The sequence below is a fragment of the Legionella sp. MW5194 genome, from assembly GCF_016864235.1.
Lineage (GTDB): Bacteria > Pseudomonadota > Gammaproteobacteria > Legionellales > Legionellaceae > Legionella_C.
In genome coordinates, this window is sequence record NZ_CP045732.1 from 2,485,536 (window position 1) to 2,505,531 (window position 19,996).

Consider the following 19,996-nt stretch of genomic DNA (forward strand, 5'->3'; position numbering starts at 1 on the left):
CTCGTCTGGACGATGAAAAACGACGCAACAAACAACCGGCGCTTCGCTTGACGCTCCACGCCGCCCCTCTTTGAACTATCTATCGGTGAGACATGATGACGAGTAACACATTGACAATTGGTTTGGTACAGGAAAAATGGTATGAAAATCCAGACGAACACCGCGACCGTCTTGCTTCAGGGATCATCACGGCAGCCAAAAAAGGGGCCGAACTGGTTTGCCTGCAGGAACTAACCCTGTCGCCTTATTTCTGTACCCGCAACGACGTGGATGGCAAACCGTACATGGAAGACATTCACACAGGCCCCACCGCGCAGTTTGTCAGCGACATGGCTAAAACAGCCGGTGTTTGCATTACCGCCTCACTGTTTGAACAAGCCGGTTACAATACCGCGGTGGCCTTCAATGAGCAGGGTAAGCTTATCGCCGTCACCCGCAAGCAACACATTCCCAGCGGTGAAAAATACCATGAAGATTATTATTTTAAACCGGGTGATTCCGATTACCCTGTTCATACCATCGCCGGGCATCGTTTTGGTTTGCCCACCTGCTACGATCAATGGTTCCCAGAATTATCGAGAATTTACGGCTTAAAAGGCGCAGAGGTGCTGGTTTATCCTACTGCCATCGGTGGCGAACCCACAGCTCCGGGATTTGACAGCCAGCCCATGTGGCAAAAAGTCATGGTGGCTCAGGGAATCATGGCCAATACCTTTATGGTGGCTGTCAACCGCATCGGCTGTGAAAACGAGTTGGAATTTTATGGCAGCAGTTTCATCAGTAATCCGCTGGGCGAGATCCTGGTACAGGCCCCCCGCAATGAGCCGGCTGTACTGGTTGCGCCACTCGATTTCAATCAGCGCGACCTGTGGGGCCGCCTGTTTCCTTTTCCCAATCAACGTGAACCAAACACTTACCATGCGCTTGCCAAGCCCCGCGGCTTTTTCAAAGGAGAATTAACCTGATGACACACCAAACCTCAACGGGCAGCAATTTTTATAATATTTCACATTGGGGTGAAGGTTATTTCACAGTCAATCAGCAGGGTAATATCGAAATCAGTAAACACCCGGAAGAAACCGGGGTTGAACTGAAAGCGATCGTGAATGCAGCGAATCGAGCCGGCCTGCAGTTGCCGCTGCTGATTCGCTTTACAGACATTCTCCACGATCGCGTGGCAAAAATTTATGAAGCATTCACACAGGCGATTGAAGAAATTGATTACCAGGGACGCTACACGCTGGTTTATCCCATCAAGGTCAATCAGGAATGTTCTGTCGTTAAGGAGCTGCTTAAAGCCCCCGATCATGAGGTGGGACTTGAGGCCGGCAGCAAACCTGAACTGGTAGCAGTCATCGGCCTGTTAGGCGAAACACCGTCCACGATCATCTGCAACGGCTACAAAGACGCCTGTTACATCCGCACCGCCCTGATTGCCCAACAGATGGGCCATCAGGTTTTTATCGTGATTGAAAAGCAGTCCGAACTGGAAACCATTCTGAAAGAATCCGCCAAAATGGGCATTCGCCCAAGGATCGGTATCCGCATCCGCCTGGTGACCAAAGGCGCCGGTAAATGGGAAAACACCGGGGGTGCGAAGTCCAAGTTCGGTTTGAATGCGGAACAGGTTTTAACCATTGTCAATCAGTTAAAAGACCGCGGTTACCTCGATTGCCTGCAATTAATGCATTGCCATCTGGGCTCACAGATTGCCAACATCCTCGATATTCGCCAGTGCATGCTGGAGGTGGCGCGATATTATGTCGAATTGCGGCGAATGGGCGCCTCCATTGACACCGTTGACGTGGGCGGCGGCCTGAGTGTGGATTACGAAGGCACGCGATCCAGCACCGGCTGCTCGATGAACTACAGTCTCAAGGAATACGCGACCAACATTCTTTTAGCCATGCGTCATCTTTGCGAAGAAAGCGGCATGCCAGAACCTCACATCATTTCCGAATCAGGCCGTGCATTGACCGCTCACCACGCCACCCTGGTCACCAACATCACCGATGTGGAACAGATTAAGCGGAAACCGACACTGCCGCGTATTGCTCCCGATGACTCTCACGTCATTCACGACATCTGGAATACTTACCTCTCCATTGCCGACAGCACGCCAAGCGAAGTGTTTAACTATGCCTCTCATTCGCTCGATGAAGCGCACTCCATGTTCAAACACGGGGTCATGACGCTTGAAGAAAAGGCAAAAGTCGAAGAACTGTTCACTGCCATCTGTCTTGAAATCCAACAACAGCCGCTCGACGAAAATACCCCCGCCGACAGCGAATTGCTGGAAATGATTAATGAACGGTTGGCGGCAAAAATTTTCTGCAACCTGTCTTTCTTCCAATCAATGCCAGATGCCTGGGCCATAGGACAAATCTTCCCGGTGACGCCAATTTCGCACCTTAACGAAGAACCAAGCATGCACAGCATTCTGCAGGATTTAACCTGTGACTCTGACGGCACCTTAAAGCAATACACGGGACGCGACTGGATCTATACCACCCTGATGCTTCCGCCTTATGATCCCAATAATCCCTATGCCATTGCCTTTTTCCTGGTAGGCGCTTATCAGGAAATTTTAGGAAATCTTCATAATTTGTTCGGCGATACCAATTCGCTGGACGTTAAACTAACCGGCAATGGTCAATTTGAGATCAAAGATTTAGTCAGCGGCGACACCGTAACCAACGTGCTTCATTACGCGCATTTTGACACCAAAAAACTGCTGCTGTCTTATGAAAAACAATTACTGAATACTGACCTGCCGGACGAGATAATTCAATTGTATTTGAATGAATTACGCAGTATTTTTACCCAGCAAACGTATCTCGATGGCAATAAAAACAAAGGATAATTATGTCGACTCCAAAACATGATGGTTTCATGATGCCGCCTGAATGGTATCCTCATGCCGGATGCTGGATGGCTTGGCCCTGCCACCTTCAAACCTGGGAAACGATAGGTCTTGAACGCGCCCGTCACGCTTATGCCCGAGTCGCCAATGCCATTGCCGCGTTTGAACCGCTGACAATGATTGTTAATCCCGGTGATGAAGCCGGGGCAAGAGCCCTTTGTGATAAAAAAATACATTTGATGACCTTACCCATCAATGACTCCTGGACGCGCGATACCGGACCGACCTTCCTGCTGGATGGCAATTACCAATTGGCCGGTGTGGACTGGATTCACAATGCCTGGGGCGGCAATTACAATGACTATGCCCTGGATAACCGCATTGCCGGCGCCATCATCAACGCGACAACCGCGCGCTCATTTAAAGCACCCTTCGTCATGGAAGGCGGCTCGTTTCATGTCGATGGCGAAGGAACGGTGCTTACCACCCGTGAATGCCTGCTCAACACCAATCGCAATCCGCATTTAAGCGAACAGGAAATCGAATCGTATCTCCATGAATACCTGGGTACCCAAAAAGCCATTTGGCTCAACAAGGGCCTTGTCGGCGATGAGACTGATGGTCATGTGGATGAGATCGCCTGCTTTATTGCGCCCGGAAAAGTACTGTGTCTGATTACTCACGACCGCAATGATGAAAATTATCACATCCTGCATGACAATCTGGAAACACTAAAAACAGCGGTTGACGCGCAAGGACGCCGCCTGGACGTCTACACCGTGGAACAACCCCCGGCCACCTGGATGAACGGTGAGCGCCTGACCTTGTCCTACATCAATTTTTATTTAGCGAATGGCGGCATTGTCATGCCGGCGTTTGGCCATGAAAAGCAGGATAAGGCAGCCTTTCGGCTTTTTAGGGAACTGTTCCCCAACCATCGTATCAGCCAGATTGACGCGCTCGATGTTTTTGCCGGCGGCGGTGGAATCCATTGCATTACCCAGCAGCAACCGCGCAGTCAATAATTTGGTCGAGAGGTCAGGAGTATCGTACCATGTTACTTCTGGCCTTGAGGACTTTACGAAAGGAAATCGAACATGAGCAGCATCGTCTGGCAGCCTAAACACCCTGAATCAAGCCGCCTGTGGCATTTCATGCGCTTTGCCGAAAAAAAGCATCAACAGCCCTTTAGCGATTACCAGGCGCTTCACCACTGGTCCATCACAGAACCGGCCCTGTTCTGGCCAACGCTGTGTGATTTTTTGGGGCTTGCGTTTAATACGCAGGCCACAGAAACAGTGAATAACTACGACCAATTCCTCGATGCCCGCTGGTTTGAAGGCGCAACCTTTAATTTTGCAGAAAAACTGCTGCAACGTCGCGACAATCATCCCGCCTTGGTCAGCCTGAATGAACAGGGTGAGCGGCAAGTCATCAGCTATCGGCAACTTTATGATGCCGTCGCCCGCTGTGCCGCCGGCTTAAGACAAGCCGGCATCAAAACCGGGGATCGGGTCGCTGCCATCATGCCCAATGTGCCCATGACGATTATTGCCATGCTGGCTTCGGCCTCCTTAGGCGCCATCTGGTCGTCCTGCTCACCTGATTTTGGCGCTCAGGCCGCCATCGATCGTTTGGGCCAGGTGGAACCCCGTGTGTTATTTATAAGCGACGGCCATCAGTACATGGGTAAACAGCATGACGCCTCCGATAAAATCAAGGCTGTCTGCGATGCAATTCCTTCGCTTGAGCAAGTCATCCTCTGCCCTGTTATCGGCAGCCAGCCTGTCGTTGAGACAATGGTTCCAATTGTGAGCTGGGATGATTTTTTAGTGGAAAGCGAGCGTTGTGACTTTGTTTCCCTGCCCTTTGCCCACCCCTTGTATATTCTTTTTTCATCAGGCACAACCGGCAAACCCAAATGCATTGTGCATGGCGCAGGCGGAACGTTATTGCAACACATGAAAGAATTGGCCCTGCATTGCAATCTCGATGAAAACAGCAACCTGTGTTTTTACACCACCTGCGGCTGGATGATGTGGAACTGGATGGTGTCGGTACTGGCGCTTGGCGCGACCCTGACCCTGTATGAAGGGGCACCGTCCTACCCCAGCCCCTACCGTCTGTTCGAACTGATTTCTGAGGAAGAAATCACTGCCTTTGGTACCAGCGCCAAATTTTTATCCGCAGTGGAAAAAGCAGATGCCCAGCCCAATCAACACCTGAAATTCCCCGCCTTGCAACTGATTCTGTCGACAGGCTCCCCCCTGTTGCCGAAAAATTATGATTTCGTGTATGAGTACATCAAAGCAGACGTACAACTTTGCTCCATTTCCGGCGGCACGGACATTGTCTCCTGCTTTGCTCTGGGCAATCCGTTGTTACCCGTTCATCGCGGTGAATTGCAATGCATTGGTTTAGGCATGGCGGTTTCCGTATTCGATGAAAACGGACAGGCCGTCACTGGCGAGCGCGGTGAACTGGTCTGCACCAGGCCATTCCCCTCCATGCCGATTTATTTTTGGAATGACCAAGACAAAAAAGCCTATCGGCATGCCTATTTTGATCGCTTTGACAATGTCTGGGCGCATGGTGACTTCGCTGAAATAACCTCGCACCACGGGTTGATCATTTATGGGCGCTCTGATGCCGTATTAAATCCCGGCGGTGTTCGCATTGGTACCGCAGAAATTTACCGTCAGGTCGAGCGCATCCCCGAAGTCGTCGACAGCATTGTCATTGGCCAGAACTGGGAAGATGATGTGCGTATCGTCCTGTTCGTCAAATTAAGGGAGGGTCTGGCGCTGGATGAGGCACTGCAGGCTAAAATCAAACAAACCATTCGCCACCATGCCTCCCCGCGTCACGTCCCGGCGGTGATTCTTCAAGTCCCTGATATACCGAGAACCATGAGCGGTAAAATTGTGGAAGTGGCAGTCAGGCAAGTGGTGCATGGCCAGACTGTTAATAACCTGCAGTCATTGGCCAATCCTGACGCCTTAAACTATTTTAAAAACCGGCCTGAGCTGAGTTAATCAGCCAGGACCCTTGTGGTTAATTTTTCATCAACATGCTACCATTGTTTAATACGCCCTCAAGCAGAGACCTCTAATGCCTGAACTTCACTACAAGGGAAAAGCCGTGGTTGTGGCCAATGAGGAAACCACGGAAGCCGATTGGGTCAGCGACATTCCACCCCGGGAACTTTTTATTTCAAATGCCAATAAACAGGGTCAACGATTCGCTTTCAGCCTAGCTGAAATTGAGGCGTACATGAGGGAGCATAATCAACTGGTTAATTTTTACAATACACCCCGGTCTGCCTTTTCGGTCGGTGAAATGCGTGAACTCATTCAGCGAAGTGCGGTTATCGCCAGGTTTATTGAGAACTTCGTTCATGAAAGCCAACAGCCAGCCTCATTAATCAGCGAGGAAACCATTCAACACATGGCATTCCTGGTCAACCACAGCGCCCAGGTCATTGAGGATCCCCTCTTCATCAGGGAAATCAAACAAAAATACACCGAAGAAGAGTTAGCGGATTTACAGGACAATGGCATCAGTATCCATGATTTAGGGCGGGGAATGGCTTTCCAGCAATTTAAAAGCCATTACCAAAGCATATCCGCTGGAGAGCAACAGGCCATTGATCAATTTCCAGGCGTTCCTCAGCAATTGCAGCACTACGGTCTTAAAGACAGCTTAAGGACCCTTTTTCAGCTGCAGGGCGAGGCCTGCCTTGGCGGCTCTGCCGGTATCTGCCGCGAAATCATTGAGCGGGCTAAAGAGGCTCTAATGCAAATGACTCCTTCGGACGAGGTAAAGGACAGCGAGGCTGAGGGTACGATTCGCTACCGGAATGCGTTCTAATTGTTTGGCAGTTCATCTGTTAAGACCTGTCCAATGAAATGGCAATGGGGATTTTTTTTAAATAGTCATGGTCTTAAGGCTCCCTTAATGTCTTTAATTTACAATTTAAGCACTTGCATTCAAAACCTGGAATTTCCTCCTTATGGCCACTTACAATGCTCCAAAACCTCGATACAGTGGTTTGACCTGGGTTAAGTTTATTGCTGCCCGTCTTCTGTTCCCTCCTGTTCTTTTGTGGGACCCATTAAAATACGGAATTAATAAGGCTCTGGGTGAATGGGTTAGTACAATAGTACTGCCCGCTCAAAATATGAAATTTTCGCAGACATTGGTGACGGATGAGAATGTTAGTCACTATAACTATAATGATAACGATATCAAGCTCACCTGTAAAAAGCATACGGTCATTACTCATGATAACGCCCAGTTAGATACGTTTGAAATAAAGCATAATGCTCAGAAAGACACTGCTCCTCAATACCAGAAGTACATTATTAATCTCTTAGGAAATGGGATGTGTTATGAAGAAATCATTGGCGAAATGCGGGAAGATGCCCAAGCGCTTCAAGCGAATGTTGTCGGCTTTAATCTTCGCGGTGTGAGACAAAGCCAGGGCAAGCCCAAGTCAAAAAATGATTTGGTAACCGATGGCATTGCCCAGGTCCAACGGCTGTTGGATCAGGGTGTTTCACCCCAAAACATTACCCTGAAAGGTCATTCTCTGGGTGCAGGCATCGCCTCTTTGGTAGCCCAACATTTTCATCAACTGGGGCAACCCATCAACGTGTTCAATAGCCGTTCGTTTTCGTCCATTACCAATTTTGTCATAGGGCAACTCCGTTTAAAACGGGATGAAAGTGGTAACGCAGAATGGTCATACCGAGACCACGGGTATGAAGGTAGCGGGATGGTTTGCTAAACCTTTCATTAAATTTGGCATTGCTTTGGTTAAATGGGAAATGGATGCGGGGAGTGCGTTCAAAAGCATTCCTGAAGCGTACAAAGATTATATCGTTGTGAGAACGCGAAAAGGAAAAGACAAACGCGATAAAAGTATCGACGATACGGTGATTCCTCATTACGCATCCATCCATAAAGAGTTGAGTGCAGAACGCCGCAAGAAAAAAGTCGAGATTGATAAAGAAATTGAAAACCTCGATACCCTTATTGAGACAAGCGATCCACTCGCCAAGCCAGGGTTGATCAGTGCAAAAGAAGGGTTGGTTGAAGCCAGAGAACGGATTAAAAGTGATCGGAAAATGGAGACTTCCCCACGTCAAAATGGTCATAATGCAGGATGGGATGATTTGACAAATCGCTCAGGTAAAACAGCAACGACTTTTTTTAGAGAGTTTGTTGAACGCACGACAAAAGATCATGCTGTAAAGCCTGTATCACTTCAACATTAACCGATGGTCAGCATCCCCACCGTACGAGCAGGGATGCTGTTTGATAAGCTCCGCTGCCGCTGACTTATTTTGCAAACACTTTAAATCCCTTGCCCAGCTCACAGCGCATTTGAAATTCCCGGATTTTGCTGTAGTCGGCAGCACGCAGCAGTGTGATTTTGACCGTGGCAGCGCCGCTGGCATGGATTTCAAACTTACTGTAACCGAACACTGCTTCGCCCGGCAAAGAAGGATCGTTGATAGTAAAATGCCGATCCGAGGCGGTGACTTTGCTGCCATTCACCAGCATGACCGCATTAGGAGTAATCGCGGTAGTAACATCGGCTGAAGGAATATCCGATTCGCAGGCATTTAATGCTGTTACAAAACTCAAGGCCTTCCCCTGCTTCACTGCCTCAGCCACCTCCGCAAAGGAAGACAAATCCGAAGCCTCGGCAGAAAAAGCCAATAAGGCGGCAGCCAATCCTGTTGCTGTTTTCATAAGTCATTCTCCCTGTCACTTAAAGGGTCCTAGACTGCCAAAAAGCCGTAGTGCTGTCAAACATTGAAAGACGAATGCTGTTCCTGACAATGGGCGTCCTCGTCAAAGGGTTCAGGCGACACAGACGGGGTGTCCATTCCGGCAGAGGCACCTCGTTCAGATCCTTTTAATTCATTTAACAAATCTTTAACCATGGTTTTTCCAATCGTGGGCAATCCATTTAACAACGGAATAACCTCTGCTATTCCCAGCCTGTTTTCAGGGTAGGGATTTAACAGGCCGGCAATGATTTTACGCATCAGCAACGGGACATTGTTATTCACAAAGAGGTTTTGCAGTTCCTGTTTGATGCGCTGATGAAGCACATCCAGAAAGGAGGATAAATCCTTTGGAAAATGCAGTTCCCCACCCCAGTATATGACATTGCCCGGGTAGGCGGATCTCAACATATAATCCAGCGTTTGAGAGCCCTCCAGAAAGGCGGACAGAAGCATCCCCAAACGCCAGGCATCAATGGAGCGGCTGGCATTGACATCGCCGAGATCGGTGTCCTTTTGGAATAATTCGGGTGCAAGCGGTTTCGATAATACCGAACTTTTATAACAATCCTGAAATCCATAATGGATAGCACAACCAAAATCCGTTAATAGCACCTCTGCCTTGCGGGTTAATAACACATTTTTAAGCTGGACATCGCGGTGATAAATCCCGCGTGCGTGCAGGGTCGATAAGGTGCTGGTTAACTCCCTGGCAATGTAAATCAGCAGCAGGTTACTCATTTTCAAACGGAGATTCTGATGAGATGTCAAGCGGATTTCTGCCTGACAGCCTCGCTCTATCCAGGCGTCTTCAGTATGGGGATTAAAAAGCGAGGTTGGGCGCGACTCGCTGAATAATTTGATCAGGTTCTCAGGCAGTTCATATTCCGTGACGTTAATGTCGGGCGATGCTTTATTAAAGCCGACGACGGGGGTGTTTGACAATTTTACCGGGTTAGCTTGATAATCGCAGCTTAGCAGTTCAGCCTGCAGAAAATGGAGTAAAGGACAACGTCCTGGTTTATAGAGGCGCTCCGTGAGATTTTCAGCATCGCCCAAATCGGCAAGCGGCATGATGCTGACAATCACCTCGTCGCCCGTTTTATCATTCACGAGAAAAGTTTCCACAGGAAAAATAACCCCCTCAACGCCCTGCAGGTGCTCAATCAAATGATTCTCAAGCTTGGCAATTTCCATGACATTAAATTTGGACGGAGCACCGCCATAGCCCTTTTTCATCTTTTTAATGACAAGATACCTGCCTTCTTGATCACAAACTAACCGAACCCGCCCAAATGATCCGCGCCCCAACTCCACCTTTCCCGTTTCTTCCAAGCCTGTCTGTCGGTGTAGCTGCCGCGCCTCTTCCGCATCGAGGGTGCCCATGAATTCATAACGCTTGCCGGCAGGCGTTATGAAACAGGTATGACGCATGCCGTCGTGCAGTCTTTTATCAAGACGCTCGCCTCGCTTAAGTGCGGGACAGGGCGTAAAAAATGTTCCTTTTTTCATTAAGCTTAACCATAAAACATGCCTCCATGGAAACCCCACTTGGCAAGATAGAAACCATTATGATCAAGTTGTATCACTGTATTGATTGGATTTAAAGAGCCCGGGAACAAAAACTCTAAACAGGTTTTAAGTTTGCCTGCTTCCTGAGAAAGCATGTCTGCCTCCGTCGCAATACTGCGTTTAAAGGGGTCGAAATATTTGTTTAATAATTTCAGCGGAACGCCGAATTTTTTTATTAATCGAATAAAATTTTCCTTGCTTCTCTCTGTTTATACTGCTTTCCCAGTGATCTCAGTGCCATGGCATCCTGTTCCAGCTGGATTTATGCGTGCACTTTCAATTTTTCCTGTTTTTTACGTTATCGTAAAAAACGCGGTTCCTCACGTCATAAAGGAGATGATTCGGCAGCACACGCATTCACAGGCCAATAATCGTTGCCTCTGCCCATTACAAAGACTCTCATTAACAAATTTCAGCCTGCTGCAGTATTTGGATAATCTGATTTTTTGACAAGGTCCTTTTGAGTGACTCTTCCAGTTTATTTTTCATCTTAAGAAAATACCCTTCTACCGTTCGATGAGAAATATTGACCTCTTTTGCGATTTGCTTGGAGGTGTAGCCTTTAACCAACAGCGAGGCACATAAACCTTGTTTGCGGGTTAGGTAAAGATCCTGAGATTCATTGAATAGAAAGTACCGATCCACCCTGGTCTCTTCAAGAAATTGTGCTCGCGCTTTATCAGAGAGACTGAGGTAATTGATTTTGTTGGGACTGATGGATTGCTGCTCAGGGAGTATTATTCGATTTTTAGACGCTTCATCAATTAGTGGTTTTGCCTTATCGTTAAAGTAATGGATGAATCGTTGTAATAAGTCTATGTTGGCGATGTAAAAATTATTCATGCCGTATTGTGCGGGTGTGGAAGCAAAAATATAGATGTAAGTGGCCTTGGCGGTTTTAGACACAAAACTGATGCCGTTATCAATATTAAAATCCCTGCCCTGGAAATAAGCCGGATCCTTCTTATCCAACTCCGTCCACAAATAGAACCCCTTGGGTAAAAGATGTTCTATATTTACAATGCTGGAGGATTGAAACAGGGCATTTTCATAGAAATGCTTAATCCATGGCGCATGACTCGCCAGCAATTCACGCGAGCAGTCGTCATTGTAAACTTTAATGTAATTAAAATACGATACGCCTAACAATTTAAGGGCTGGACTACAAATTTCTTGTACATTATGTGCACTTTGCAACGCATGATGCCGCTCTAAATTGATCCCCTTCATATATCTTCCTATTTTACAGATTAAGTCATTTGGATAACGATGAAATCTAACGTCTATTCATGAAGTGCCACTCCACTATAGAAGCTCGACCCTATTTTTATCATCTACTTGCTCCCTGCAGTCTTAGGACCTTGTTGAGGCAACTGGCCTTTGGAGCTGTGTATTAGCCATTTACCGTAAGTTTTGAAATCAAACGTATACTGAATTCAATAAAGATAAACTCTCCATGTTATGAAGAGGGGATAATTCCCAAACCGGCCAATTACACAAAAGTAAAGTAATGTTAAATTTTTTTACTTTAAAGTAAACTATAAGGTAATTTTTGTTTTTACGAAGTAGAAAATATAATTAAATAGTTCATAAGTATTATTATTGATCTAATTAGTGAAATAATAGTAAATAAATATTACGTGAGGTCTATAATGCTTTTCAGAAAGAGTCTCTTATGCAAGAATAACCAGTTTAAAAGCCTTCACTACTTATATGACTAATACCCTAAAGGATAAAAATAAATCTTCACAGTCAAATTTTTTATCTAAAAATTTATCTAAACTCTTAGATTCACACCAAGTATCAGAATATGACTTAGCTAAAAATTTAAACATCCCTTACAACACAATTAATAGAATCATTAATGGAACCACTACTGATCCAAGGCTTTCTACACTTCAACAAATTGCTGATTTTTTTGGGGTAAACCTCGATTTTCTGGTTGGTACAAATGAACAAAGTAAAAATATTTCTATTCCACTTATGTCTTGGGATTTTGTTTCGAAACCAAATTTCACCCTGGCTTTCGATAAAATCACATGGGAAAAATGGGTTCCGGTAGGTAATCTACTTGATAATATTCATTCAACTGATCTCATATTTGCTCTTGAAAGCACCAAATCAATGCATACAAGATTCCCAGTAGGTACTTTATTTGTTCTACAAACGAACCTACTACCTATCGATGGAGACTTGGTTTTAATCAAATTCAAGACAGATAATTCAATCTCGTTACGGGAACTAACCATAGACTCACCTAATTGGTTACTTAATCCAATTGTAACTGGTTCTCAATTGCTTACATTTAATCAGATGGAACATGAAATTATTGCTATAGTCATTCTGACACTCACTCAGACAAGAACAATTTAATAAAACTTACAACTGTTTTCTTGTTTGGATTCAATTAACTTTTGCGGATTGGTTTCGGTCATAAAAATGCTCTTCTTCGGGCCCAAAAATTGAATGATTCCGTCTATAGTCATATTTTCTACAGCTTCAATTTGTTGGTATAAAAGATTTATTTGATCTTCAAGAGGCTCCAGGGGATTAAAAGAAAACCCGCCGGTGGGCATAAACCATAATGTGTGACCTAAACTCATGTATTTTTCAAGACGTTGCTTAATAGAGCCGATCCTTGAAGGTTCCAAGTTATAATCCCATTCAATGATTATTACATCTTTGGGAATTAATTGACCAAGGTTATCAAATGAATTTTCATATAACCATGGTATTGTGAAAGTTAGTTGCTGGCATTGAGGAAGCTCTTTCGAAATCAGTAAATGCAGTTCGCTTTGAAACTCTAGGTAACTTTCAATAAAAAACTCTCTATGAAGTTCTACATTATTGGGATTTAATAACTTTTTATATCTAATAAAATATTTATCTTTACATTGAGTGCAACCACAAGGATATGCAGATTCAGGTGGATGCAACGCGAGCCCATCAATGATATCTCCAAAAGTATGGACTAGCTCTGCTACTATATCTTTGGCATAAGCACGGGAAATTTCTTTATTATGACATAATACGCCATATCCAACTTGAGCGGCCCCTTCTTTTTTTGCCATTTTTCCTTTCCGTATATGAGCAGGAAAAGGCACTAAAGTATCTTCAATCGATAAATCACTAAGTAATACTTCAATTTTTGATGACTCATTTAATTCAGCAAATTTTCCAGAATGTCCTGTTGTAGTCAATACAGCAATTATTTTTAGACCTCTTTCTTTAGCATATAGCAATAATTCACTTAAAAACTCTTTGTTACAATTTAAATGGGAAGGATCAACTAATTCCGGGTGAGATTTGCTTCTATAGGGTAATGTATGACCATTGAGATAAATCATTAAGGTATTAGAGTCTAACTCTATGATTTCATTTATAAATTTTTTCCAATCATCTAAATTCCATTCTGATACCCATTCTTTAGTTTTATAGGTAGAAGGATGGTAATCCCCATTTCAAAAAAATATAATAACCTGTTTTCATTATAAGACCTATTTTACTAACTTAAGGTAAAGTTTTTGTTTGGGTTTAAAATTTTTCACATTTAATTCAGGAGCACCAGATAAATAACCAATGTAAAGAGCCTGTGAGCTTGAAAATTTTCCTAGCATCAATTTATTTTTATAGATTTCTATTGGAGCCTTTAAAAATTCAATAATGTTTTTGTATCTTCAATTACCACCTTTTTATCTCTAGTAATTCCCAAAATATTTAACTCCCCAGACTGAAATATTAAATCTAAATCTCCTTCTCTTCCTTTGTCATCTTTGAACGTAAAAATATTTTCATTTCCATGAAATTGACCATAATAATATCCAATGTTAGCTGCATCTATAGGACCTAATTTATCAATGATTTCTCTATTATAAAACGCATGAAAAAGAGATATCTCTATAACCACTCTAGTTCCTTTATAATATATAATCGCCTTGCTTCTATCTGTGTCAATTTCTTCAAGAACATACATAAAACCTTTGGCATTCCAAGCCAACAAAAAGAGATTTTTTAATAGTCTAATTGGTCTTTTAAATTCCAATGCTGTTTTAGATGAGCTTCTTTTATGGGTTAAATTGTAAACTATTATTGATGCCGGCCAAATTGCTACAAATGAAATTATTGTTTTTACAACAAAGCAACAGCCAATCATATAAATAAGATTATCCAGGCTTAGTTTGCTATAATTCGCTATAATCATAGAAATGCCGGTCACTAAAAATTCTCCTGCTGTCGAAGCAAGAAAACTCCTCACTGCAAAACATTTTCCTCCGGAAAATTCACTGAATTTACTTAATAAAACAATGTTTATTTTTGAGCCAATCCAAATACTTATAGAACTAGCAAGAGCAAAATTTAAATATGGACTAAAGACCAAAGCATATAATTCTTTGTTTTGAAGAAAATAAGGTGCAGGAGTATGAATAACGATACAAGCATAGATAGCAAAAATAAATTGGCATACTATGCCATAACGAACTAGTTTTCCAGCAAGCTCACTACCGTAAATTTCAGTAATTATGTCGCTGATAATGAACGAGATGGGGAAAATAAATATTCCCCCAGACTGAGTAAGAGAACCCAAACTTATATATCTATACCCTACTGCTAAATTGGCCAAAAGAGAAGTAACGTAGAGTACGGATAATAAACTGATAACTGTATCTGGTCTTTCCTTAAATTTTATTTTTTTCATCAGCAATCTCATAGACGAATTAAATATTCTCGTTTGATATTCAATTAGCCATCTAATTGAATATCAATTTTAACTCACAGCATTAACAATTAATCCCATCTCTTAATACTGATATGAAAAGCCTGGGCACGAAGAAGCTTTCAAAATAATTCTCACACTGTTACCCCTGATATTGAGGGCTTAGACTCCTCGGAACGACAGGGCCCCATTACTATGCCATTGATTGAAGCTTGCTATTGGTATCACATGACTGAATATCCATCGTAATCTCAGAATATCGAGTTTGTTAAACACGAGACAATGATAAATAAAAAGCCAATGTGGTAGGTATACCTCTCAGCGACAACTATGCCAACAGAGCTAAATTGATGATAAATCATACGAGAAGACCCTATTTAGAAGAGCTAATGATTGACCTAATAAAAATTTCCTGTCAGCAAAAAATACCTGCACCTTATACTGCATCAGGCCACACAAATAAAGCGAAATGTCCGCAATATTTTGCCTCCTCCCCCAACTCATGGTATCATCACGAATCGCGCCGATTTGAATAACTCAGCTTGCGGGCGCTCAAAAGTTAAAGTAGTACTTCAATTTTTGTAAACACGGCTAAAGCGGGCTTCAGTATACCCCCTTAGCATCCCCCGCTGCGCTATGTCGTTAGGTTATATAAATGATTGAATTAGTTGGATTAAATAAATCCTATGCGGACACCATCGCGCTACGTGATATTAATCTTTTTATCCAGGAAGGCGAAATTTTTGGCATTATTGGCCGAAGCGGGGCTGGAAAATCGACCCTGTTGCGAACCATTAATTTACTGGAACGACCCGATCAGGGTGAGGTCATCATCGATAATCAAACGCTGACTAACCTTAACAATGCGCAATTACGTCAGGCGCGTCATAAAATGGCGATGATTTTTCAGCATTTCAATCTTCTGCAATCCAAAACCGTCTATGACAACATTGCCTTGCCCATGCGTGTTCAAGGCATGGATGAAGATCAAATCCGCAATAAAATAGAGGAGTTGTTGCCTTTAGTGGAATTGCAGGACAAAAAGGAGGCTTACCCTTCTCAATTAAGCGGCGGACAAAAACAACGGGTGGCCATTGCCAGAGCCTTAAGCTGCTCCCCGAAAATCCTGTTATGCGATGAAGCGACCTCCGCGCTGGATCCGGAAACCACCGATGCCATTCTCGAATTACTTAAAAAAATCAACAAACATTATGGCATCACCGTTGTCCTTATCACCCATGAAATGGAGGTGGTTAAACGCATTTGCCATCGCCTCGCGGTTATGGAAGGGGGCCAGATCATCGAGATAACCAGCTTGAATGAGGTCTTCAATAATCCTTTAAGCCAGGCGAGAAAAATGCTTTACGCCCAGTTAAGTCCCCCATTGCCCGCCTGCTTAACCAGCCATTTAAGCGCGGTGGAAGGCGACAAGCCCGTTATTCGTTTATTTTTTCATGGTGAGAGCGCCACGGTGCCTTTCATCAGTAAAACCAGCCGTGAGTTGCACATCGACATTAATATTCTGCTCGCCAATATTGACCGCTTCGATGCCGTCACCTGCGGCGTTCTGATTGTTGAATTGCATGCCAATCAGAGTCTGCTTCAGCAGTTTATTCAGCGATGCAATGACGCCAATTTAACCGTGGAGATTCTGGGTTATGTCACTGACACTATTTTATGATTTAATGCAAGCGAGTCTGGAAACCCTCTACATGGTGGCCATCAGCACCTTACTGGCTTTTGCCTTGGGGCTTCCCTTGGGAACCCTGCTGTTCAGCAGCAGTAAAATCAAACCGCACCCTCTACTACATAAAAGCATCAGCGGCCTGATTAACATGAGCCGTTCCATTCCGTTCATTATCTTACTGGTGGCCTTAATTCCATTCACCCGTTTACTGGTGGGCACCTCCATCGGCATGAACGCCGCCATTGTACCCCTGACCTTGGGGGCAACGCCTTTTTTTGCCAGACTGGTTGAGAATGTGTATCAGAATCTTCCCGCTGGCCTCATTGAAACCGGTTTTTCCATGGGAGCAACAACCTGGCAAATGATTCGTCATATCCTGATTCCAGAAGCCTTACCTGCCTTAATTCAGGCCATTACGGTGACTGCCATCGCCCTGGTCAATTATTCCGCCATGGCTGGTACGGTTGGCGGCGGCGGTTTGGGTGATTTGGCTATTCGATATGGTTATCAACGATTTAATGTGGGAATTATGTTGGCGACTGTCATCATTCTGATTATGATTGTGCAACTGTTGCAAATGGGCGGTGACAAACTGGCCCGCCATCTCTCGCATCAATAGGTTTAAAGTATTTTAGGGAGTATTGTCATGCGTTTATTGAGTATTCTGATTCTGGCCGTGGGTTTAGCCGCCTGCAACAAACCCTCACCCAACACCTTAACCATTGGCACCATTGCCGGACCGGAAACCGATCTGGTTGACGTGGCCAAAGAGCAGGCGCTTAAGGATTATGGCCTGACCATTAAAATTGTAGAATTTAATGACTATAACCTGCCTAATGAGGCCCTGCAGGACGGCAGTCTCGATGCCAACGTGTACCAGCATTTACCTTATCTGCAGGCTGCCATCAAAGCGCACGGTTATAACCTGGAAGCAATTGGCAAAACCTTTGTTTACCCCACGGGCATCTATTCGTCCAAATACAAGTCATTGAAAAAACTGCCCAAGAATGCCATTATCGCCATTCCCAACGATCCCAGCAACGAGGCCCGTGCGTTAATCCTTCTGCAAAAAGCCAGGCTGATTACGCTGAAACATACCGCCACGGCAACCACCGATGACATTGCTTCCAATCCCAAACACCTGCAAATCAAAGAACTGGATGCGGCGCAATTGCCTCGCGTCCTGAGTGATGTCGATGCCGCCGTGATCAATACCAATTTTGCAGTTCCCGCCGGTCTTAGTCCGTCGCGTGATGCCCTCTTTCTGGAAAGCGAGGATTCTCCTTACGCCAACCTGATTGTCATCCGCCGTGACAGCGACAAACGAAACCAATTGGAACAATTTGTCAAAGCCATGAACTCCAATGCAGTCAAGGAAAAAGCCAGGGAATTGTTTGGTGATGCGGCGATCCCAGCCTGGGATGAAAAAAATTAATCATCAGTTAAGCTTTAACTGATATAATTTTTATATGGATTAAAACGCGGAAGAGATTATGCCATTGCCGACCTTTGTTCCTTTTGGAAAATTGCGCAATTACCTGAATGCTGAAAAAGAGCTTGTCAAGCATTTCGGACCACGCGCTGAAGAAGTCTATTTTGAAATGTACAGCGATAGCGTCAACTTCAATGCCGGATTAACCGGCATTGGCGCTTTTGATGCATTTTCCCAGTCCAGAATGCAAAAAGTCACGGACTTTGGCAAACTCAAATTACCCAACGGCTCCACGCTGGATGAAAAACTGAATGCCGCAACACCCGAAGTGACTGCGGTTAAAACGCAACTCGAAGACGCACTCAAAGCAGACCAGAACCTGTCCGACGCCATCAAGGCATTTAACCGCCAAGCCAAGGCACTTAATGCCATTGTCACGGACAATCTTCCCAAGAATCTGGCAAAAAACAATGCCCAATCTGCCAGTTTTAACCCCGAAGCCGTGGGCTCTGAATTGCATAAACTGCAAAGCGAGGCGACCAAAGCCATTAAAGCGCAGCATCAGCTGGAATTGAACAGGCTTGAAGCCCTTTTTAAAGACGATACCTTTGTCAATAATTTAAAAACAAGCCTGGCTATAACGGATGTCGACCTTCCTGACGTTCAAAAAGAGATGACTGACGCCCTTAAAAAGCGCCAGGGAGAGGATCTCGATAAATTTGAAAAAGCGGTCAAAGGGGATATGGACAAGCTCTATAAAGCCTCTCAGGATGAATATTTCCGCATTTCCTTTTTAGCCGACCTGTACCGCAACAAGCAAAATAAGGCTGCCATCGACGCTCTGGCAGAAAAAAACCGTAAAACTCAGGAAGCCACCGCCATTCACGTCGGTATTGATGCCAACAAGGGCCTGGCAACGTTTAAAAACGTGCGCGTGGAAGATTTAAAGGGCTTTTTAAGTTATACCGGTCGTCAAATTAACATTGAAGAACAAAAAGGCAAAGACAACAAATCTGAAACCGTACTGACAATGACTTTACCCAAGTGGGGGTTGACTTATTACTACGGTTCCGAGGACAAAGTACTTGGCGACATGACCACCATTGCCGCGGCCGTACGGGCCTGCGGTCACGATTCCATTGTCATGGATGTCAATTATAAATCCTATCAAACCAACAGCAAAGGCGAGCCGGACAATAAACACGTGATGGATCTCGCCCGCAAAGCTTACGAAGGCGCGCTCAAAGCCGGTTTTCCGCCGGATAAAATCACTATCAATGTCAATGGCGAAGCGAAAAAAGCGAATGAATTGTTCGCTGAGTATCCTAACCGCTTGAAGCGGATGGAGGATAAAGCCGTTACCGACAATCAACGCCGTGAAGAGTACGTTAAACGCGCATCCGGCCCGGAAGCTACACGCGACTTCAAAGACAGAATAACTAAAATTGCCGAAGCGCAGGAACGAGCAGAAGCCCAGCAGCAGCAACAACAGCAGCAACAGCTCCTTGCCCCCTGACAACGGGTGTTGACTAAAAAATTCCACTGTTCCTGGCAGTGGAATTCTGTTACTTTGTTTCTGATGCCTTACTCGTCATAAATGGATTCGGTTGTCTTCTGTGTCCAGTCTCTGGATTACCTCTCCTAGACAATCACACTCAGCAATGGAGAATGCAATGAGTTCACAAACTTTTGATGATTTTGAGACCGAGGTAGACGATTTCAGTGATAATCCTGATGCTATCCTTATTGAAAGCAGTCCCAGTACCAAATTGGAAAGACGTCGCCGTATTGAGGAATTGGCTGAAGAAAAGCGCCTGCGGGAAGAATTGGCCGAGTACAATTACGTTTGACAGTACCCCTCTCTCTCCGATGAGAGAGAGGTATTGCACTGCGATTACCCCAGGAAGCCACACCCCCTAATCTCAGCCTT

Annotated in this window: 19 protein-coding genes; 13 read left to right on the top strand and 6 right to left on the bottom strand. The window is 44.7% G+C overall.

All coding sequences use genetic code 11. The annotated features are described in order from the left end of the window. The first annotated feature begins 95 nt into the window (after positions 1-95). The 7 genes from GH742_RS11400 (at position 96) to GH742_RS15790 (ending at position 8,142) form a co-directional block, all read left to right on the top strand. Positions 96-965 (top strand): carbon-nitrogen hydrolase, encoded by an 870-nt coding sequence (locus GH742_RS11400; RefSeq protein ID WP_203456929.1) that lies wholly within the window; start codon positions 96-98, stop codon positions 963-965. Beyond that, on the top strand, positions 965-2,863 hold the full coding sequence (gene speA / locus GH742_RS11405) for a biosynthetic arginine decarboxylase (protein WP_203455074.1): 1,899 nt from the start codon (positions 965-967) through the stop codon (positions 2,861-2,863). Before GH742_RS11400 ends, speA begins: the two co-directional genes overlap by 1 nt. Next, positions 2,860-3,888, top strand: a complete 1,029-nt coding sequence (locus tag GH742_RS11410; protein ID WP_203456930.1) for an agmatine/peptidylarginine deiminase — start codon at positions 2,860-2,862, stop codon at positions 3,886-3,888. The genes speA and GH742_RS11410 overlap by 4 nt, the downstream gene beginning before the upstream one ends. A 72-nt stretch (positions 3,889-3,960) precedes the next feature. Beyond that, complete coding sequence (locus GH742_RS11415) at positions 3,961-5,898, top strand: acetoacetate--CoA ligase (protein ID WP_203455075.1); 1,938 nt, start codon at positions 3,961-3,963, stop codon at positions 5,896-5,898. Positions 5,899-5,974: 76 nt separating this feature from the next. Next, positions 5,975-6,733, top strand: a complete 759-nt coding sequence (locus GH742_RS11420) for a hypothetical protein (protein ID WP_203455076.1) — start codon at positions 5,975-5,977, stop codon at positions 6,731-6,733. A 142-nt stretch (positions 6,734-6,875) separates the two neighbouring features. Beyond that, on the top strand, positions 6,876-7,652 hold the full coding sequence (locus tag GH742_RS15785) for an alpha/beta fold hydrolase (RefSeq protein ID WP_304607458.1): 777 nt from the start codon (positions 6,876-6,878) through the stop codon (positions 7,650-7,652). After that, positions 7,627-8,142 (top strand): hypothetical protein, encoded by a 516-nt coding sequence (locus GH742_RS15790; RefSeq protein ID WP_304607460.1) that lies wholly within the window; start codon positions 7,627-7,629, stop codon positions 8,140-8,142. Before GH742_RS15785 ends, GH742_RS15790 begins: the two co-directional genes overlap by 26 nt. A 64-nt stretch (positions 8,143-8,206) precedes the next feature. Here the strand turns inward: GH742_RS15790 and GH742_RS11430 are convergent, their stop codons facing one another. From GH742_RS11430 to GH742_RS11445, 4 genes are all read right to left on the bottom strand, one after another. After that, positions 8,207-8,623, bottom strand: a complete 417-nt coding sequence (locus GH742_RS11430; RefSeq protein ID WP_203455077.1) for a VirK family protein — start codon at positions 8,621-8,623, stop codon at positions 8,207-8,209. 56 nt (positions 8,624-8,679) lie between these two features. Continuing rightward, entirely contained in the window at positions 8,680-10,173 is a 1,494-nt protein-coding gene (locus tag GH742_RS11435) for a protein kinase (protein ID WP_203455078.1), read from the bottom strand. A gap of 5 nt (positions 10,174-10,178) precedes the next feature. Then, the gene (locus GH742_RS11440) at positions 10,179-10,328 is read right to left on the bottom strand and encodes a hypothetical protein (RefSeq protein ID WP_203455079.1); all 150 of its coding nucleotides are present in this window, start codon (positions 10,326-10,328) and stop codon (positions 10,179-10,181) included. 307 nt (positions 10,329-10,635) lie between these two features. Then, positions 10,636-11,463 carry a LuxR C-terminal-related transcriptional regulator gene (locus GH742_RS11445; protein ID WP_203455080.1) on the bottom strand — a complete coding sequence of 276 codons (828 nt, stop codon included), beginning with the start codon at positions 11,461-11,463 and terminating at the stop codon, positions 10,636-10,638. Between the two features lie 483 nt (positions 11,464-11,946). On the opposite strand from GH742_RS11445, the gene GH742_RS11450 reads away from it, so the two are divergent. Further along, positions 11,947-12,606 (top strand): helix-turn-helix transcriptional regulator, encoded by a 660-nt coding sequence (locus GH742_RS11450; protein WP_203455081.1) that lies wholly within the window; start codon positions 11,947-11,949, stop codon positions 12,604-12,606. Here the strand turns inward: GH742_RS11450 and GH742_RS11455 are convergent. After that, complete coding sequence (locus GH742_RS11455; RefSeq protein WP_203455082.1) at positions 12,603-13,580, bottom strand: hypothetical protein; 978 nt, start codon at positions 13,578-13,580, stop codon at positions 12,603-12,605. The genes GH742_RS11450 and GH742_RS11455 overlap by 4 nt on opposite strands. A 302-nt stretch (positions 13,581-13,882) precedes the next feature. Continuing rightward, entirely contained in the window at positions 13,883-14,929 is a 1,047-nt protein-coding gene (locus tag GH742_RS11460) for a queuosine precursor transporter (protein ID WP_203455083.1), read from the bottom strand. Between the two features lie 673 nt (positions 14,930-15,602). Here GH742_RS11460 and GH742_RS11465 point away from each other — a divergent pair. The 5 genes from GH742_RS11465 (at position 15,603) to GH742_RS11485 (ending at position 19,916) form a co-directional block, all read left to right on the top strand. Continuing rightward, on the top strand, positions 15,603-16,628 hold the full coding sequence (locus tag GH742_RS11465; protein WP_203455084.1) for a methionine ABC transporter ATP-binding protein: 1,026 nt from the start codon (positions 15,603-15,605) through the stop codon (positions 16,626-16,628). Further along, complete coding sequence (locus GH742_RS11470) at positions 16,606-17,253, top strand: methionine ABC transporter permease (protein WP_203455085.1); 648 nt, start codon at positions 16,606-16,608, stop codon at positions 17,251-17,253. Before GH742_RS11465 ends, GH742_RS11470 begins: the two co-directional genes overlap by 23 nt. Before the next feature lie 27 nt (positions 17,254-17,280). After that, positions 17,281-18,069: a MetQ/NlpA family ABC transporter substrate-binding protein gene (locus GH742_RS11475; protein ID WP_203455086.1), complete on the top strand. Its 789-nt coding sequence runs from the start codon at positions 17,281-17,283 to the stop codon at positions 18,067-18,069. Positions 18,070-18,127: 58 nt separating this feature from the next. Continuing rightward, on the top strand, positions 18,128-19,582 hold the full coding sequence (locus tag GH742_RS11480; protein WP_203455087.1) for a hypothetical protein: 1,455 nt from the start codon (positions 18,128-18,130) through the stop codon (positions 19,580-19,582). A gap of 157 nt (positions 19,583-19,739) precedes the next feature. Then, positions 19,740-19,916 carry a PA3496 family putative envelope integrity protein gene (locus GH742_RS11485; RefSeq protein ID WP_164480554.1) on the top strand — a complete coding sequence of 59 codons (177 nt, stop codon included), beginning with the start codon at positions 19,740-19,742 and terminating at the stop codon, positions 19,914-19,916. The last annotated feature ends 80 nt before the right edge of the window (positions 19,917-19,996 follow it).

What these genes read in the sequence shown, in the direction of transcription:
- GH742_RS11480 (WP_203455087.1), top strand. Translation starts at nt 18,128, where the DNA reads ATGCCATTGCCGACCTTTGTTCCTTTTGGAAAATTGCGCAATTACCTG.
- GH742_RS11415 (WP_203455075.1), top strand. Translation starts at nt 3,961, where the DNA reads ATGAGCAGCATCGTCTGGCAGCCTAAACACCCTGAATCAAGCCGCCTG.
- GH742_RS15785 (WP_304607458.1), top strand. Translation starts at nt 6,876, where the DNA reads ATGGCCACTTACAATGCTCCAAAACCTCGATACAGTGGTTTGACCTGG.
- GH742_RS11470 (WP_203455085.1), top strand. Translation starts at nt 16,606, where the DNA reads ATGTCACTGACACTATTTTATGATTTAATGCAAGCGAGTCTGGAAACC.
- GH742_RS11420 (WP_203455076.1), top strand. Translation starts at nt 5,975, where the DNA reads ATGCCTGAACTTCACTACAAGGGAAAAGCCGTGGTTGTGGCCAATGAG.
- GH742_RS11430 (WP_203455077.1), bottom strand. Translation starts at nt 8,623, where the DNA reads ATGAAAACAGCAACAGGATTGGCTGCCGCCTTATTGGCTTTTTCTGCC.
- speA (WP_203455074.1), top strand. Translation starts at nt 965, where the DNA reads ATGACACACCAAACCTCAACGGGCAGCAATTTTTATAATATTTCACAT.
- GH742_RS11435 (WP_203455078.1), bottom strand. Translation starts at nt 10,173, where the DNA reads ATGAAAAAAGGAACATTTTTTACGCCCTGTCCCGCACTTAAGCGAGGC.
- GH742_RS11465 (WP_203455084.1), top strand. Translation starts at nt 15,603, where the DNA reads ATGATTGAATTAGTTGGATTAAATAAATCCTATGCGGACACCATCGCG.
- GH742_RS11475 (WP_203455086.1), top strand. Translation starts at nt 17,281, where the DNA reads ATGCGTTTATTGAGTATTCTGATTCTGGCCGTGGGTTTAGCCGCCTGC.
- GH742_RS11450 (WP_203455081.1), top strand. Translation starts at nt 11,947, where the DNA reads ATGACTAATACCCTAAAGGATAAAAATAAATCTTCACAGTCAAATTTT.
- GH742_RS11455 (WP_203455082.1), bottom strand. Translation starts at nt 13,580, where the DNA reads ATGATTTATCTCAATGGTCATACATTACCCTATAGAAGCAAATCTCAC.
- GH742_RS11445 (WP_203455080.1), bottom strand. Translation starts at nt 11,463, where the DNA reads ATGAAGGGGATCAATTTAGAGCGGCATCATGCGTTGCAAAGTGCACAT.
- GH742_RS11485 (WP_164480554.1), top strand. Translation starts at nt 19,740, where the DNA reads ATGAGTTCACAAACTTTTGATGATTTTGAGACCGAGGTAGACGATTTC.
- GH742_RS11460 (WP_203455083.1), bottom strand. Translation starts at nt 14,929, where the DNA reads ATGAAAAAAATAAAATTTAAGGAAAGACCAGATACAGTTATCAGTTTA.
- GH742_RS11400 (WP_203456929.1), top strand. Translation starts at nt 96, where the DNA reads ATGACGAGTAACACATTGACAATTGGTTTGGTACAGGAAAAATGGTAT.
- GH742_RS11440 (WP_203455079.1), bottom strand. Translation starts at nt 10,328, where the DNA reads ATGCTTTCTCAGGAAGCAGGCAAACTTAAAACCTGTTTAGAGTTTTTG.
- GH742_RS15790 (WP_304607460.1), top strand. Translation starts at nt 7,627, where the DNA reads ATGAAGGTAGCGGGATGGTTTGCTAAACCTTTCATTAAATTTGGCATT.